2 protein-coding genes are annotated in these 2,573 nt (G+C 43.3%); both read left to right on the forward strand.

Annotated elements, in window-relative coordinates; all coding sequences use genetic code 11:
* The first annotated feature begins 377 nt into the window (after positions 1-377).
* Positions 378-1,730 carry an omega-aminotransferase AptA gene (locus tag CXF78_RS19950; protein ID WP_102037738.1) on the forward strand — a complete coding sequence of 451 codons (1,353 nt, stop codon included), beginning with the start codon at positions 378-380 and terminating at the stop codon, positions 1,728-1,730.
* Between the two features lie 40 nt (positions 1,731-1,770).
* Positions 1,771-2,573: aldehyde dehydrogenase family protein (locus tag CXF78_RS19955; RefSeq protein ID WP_145991584.1), on the forward strand; the 803-nt coding region annotated here is incomplete at its 3' end.

Raw genomic sequence — 2,573 nt, forward strand, 5'->3', positions numbered from 1 at the left:
TGCCCAGTAATTTTTAGACTTGCTGCTAATGCTTCCCAATCGCTACGACTTGTTGGAGTACTCATTGTGACCTCGAAATAATAAATGGATTGATAAGCACCAAGCTACGCTAAAAAGCAGGTGCTAAACCTAAAATGTGTGCCACATAAAATGGATTATCGACACAATAACCTTGATGAATATTGTCACCTGATTATGCTCAACAGCAAGATATTTTCAATATATTTTACAAAATAGGCACATTTAGTTTAAATAAATGCACAAAACACTTTAACGTTCATTATTTTTGACATAGCATAGCGAATATTCGTCACTCATTATTTAATCAATTTGAGATGAATCCCTAGTAATTGTAGCTATCAATGTAGAGTCAATTTATGAGCGAATATAAGCAAAATGGAACTGGCGATTCATCGCAAACATTGCCGAATATGGCACATTTTTGGATGCCGTTTACTGCCAATAAGCAATTTAAGACTAATCCTCGGCTGTTGGTTTCGGCACAAGGAATGTATTACACCGATATTGAAGGCAATAAAGTACTCGATGCTACTGCCGGTTTATGGTGTTGTAATGCAGGCCACGGCCGCCAAGAAATTTCCCAAGCGGTAAGCCAACAAATTAGCCAAATGGATTATGCACCGTCTTTTCAAATGGGCCATCCGCTCGCATTTGAATTAGCGCATAAGCTCAGTCAGCTGAGCCCTGACGGATTGGATAAGGTATTTTTTACTAATTCTGGTTCAGAATCGGTAGACACCGCCCTAAAAATGGCGCTTTGCTATCATCGCGCCAATGGCCAAGCCACTCGTACTCGGTTTATCGGCCGCGAGCTTGGTTACCATGGTGTCGGTTTCGGCGGGATTTCAGTTGGTGGGATCAGCAATAATCGCAAAACATTCAGCCAACAATTACTCCAAGGTGTTGATCACTTACCTCACACGCTCGATATTGCTAATAATGCTTTTAGCCGCGGCTTACCGCCACACGGTTTGGATAAAGCCGAAGTGCTTGAGCAACTTATTACCTTACATGGCGCCGAGAACATTGCTGCGGTCATTGTTGAACCAATGTCTGGTTCTGCTGGGGTTATTTTACCGCCAGATGGATACTTAAAGCGGTTACGCGAAATCACCCAAAAGCACGGAATTTTATTAATATTCGATGAAGTGATCACAGGCTTTGGCCGAGTCGGTGCCGCCTTTGCCAGCGAGCGCTGGCAAGTTACCCCAGACATGATCACCACAGCCAAAGCCATTAATAATGGTGCAATTCCAATGGGCGCGGTATTTGTTAGCAATACCATTCACGACACCTGTATGCATGGTCCTGATGAATTAATAGAATTTTTCCATGGTTATACCTATTCCGGTCATCCGGTCGCGGCGGCCTCAGCACTTGCTACCCTGTCTATATATGAAGATGAACAATTATTTGAACGCGCAAAAGGGCTTGAATCTTATTTCGAGCAAGCGGTTCACAGCCTTAAAGGCTTACCAAACGTCATTGATATTCGTAATACCGGTTTAGTTGCAGGTATTCAACTGGCACCAAGTGATAAAGGCGTGGGTAAACGAGGTTATGACATTTTTGATCATTGCTTTAGGCATGGCGCGTTAGTGCGGGCAACGGCCGACATTATTGCATTATCTCCGCCATTGATTGTGGAAAAATCACAAATCGACGACATGGTTAATCACATTACCGATGCAATTAATGCTGTTGGTTAATGTTTTCTAAATACATATTTTGCTTAAAAGGATCCAGTTCATGCTTAACATCACTCATTTTATCGATGGGCAACACACCCCAGCCAGCCAACGTAATCAAACCATTTATGATCCTGCTACGGGGGAAACGCGTGGCCAAGTATCTTTGGCGAGTCACGATGAAGTGAGCTTAACGGTAGCGGTTGCCAAAAACGCTTATCAGACTTGGTCGCAAGTGACACCACTTAACCGTGCTCGGGTATTATTCAAGTTTAAAACGTTAGTAGAGCAAAATATTGATAAATTGGCCCAACTCATCACTCTTGAACATGGCAAAGTGTTAGATGATGCTAAAGGTGAAATTACCCGAGGACTTGAAGTTGTTGAGTTTGCTTGCGGCATCCCGCATTTACTCAAAGGTGAGCATACTCAACAAGTGGGTGGTGGCGTTGATTCATGGTCTGTTAACCAATCGTTGGGTGTCGTCTCAGGTATTTCACCGTTTAATTTTCCTGTTATGGTGCCAATGTGGATGTTCCCTATCGCAATAGCCTGCGGTAATACTTTTATCATGAAGCCGTCTGAAAAAGATCCAAGCGCAGTGATGTTCATTGCCGAATTACTGACGCAAGCAGGCCTACCAAATGGCGTGTTTAACGTGATTAATGGCGATAAAGAAGCTGTTGATGCTTTATTAACTCATCCCGATGTTCACGCAATTAGTTTTGTTGGCTCAACCCCGATTGCCGAATACATTTACAGCACCGCCTCTGCTCACGGTAAACGCGTGCAAGCATTGGGCGGAGCTAAAAATCACATGCTATTAATGCCAGATGCTGACTTAGATCAAGCCGTCAATGCATT

This window comes from Shewanella sp. 11B5, assembly GCF_002836795.1.
Lineage (GTDB): Bacteria > Pseudomonadota > Gammaproteobacteria > Enterobacterales > Shewanellaceae > Shewanella > Shewanella frigidimarina.

Bases quoted from the DNA above. Each gene is read 5' to 3' on its own strand.
- CXF78_RS19950 (WP_102037738.1), top strand. From the start codon at position 378: ATGAGCGAATATAAGCAAAATGGAACTGGCGATTCATCGCAAACATTG.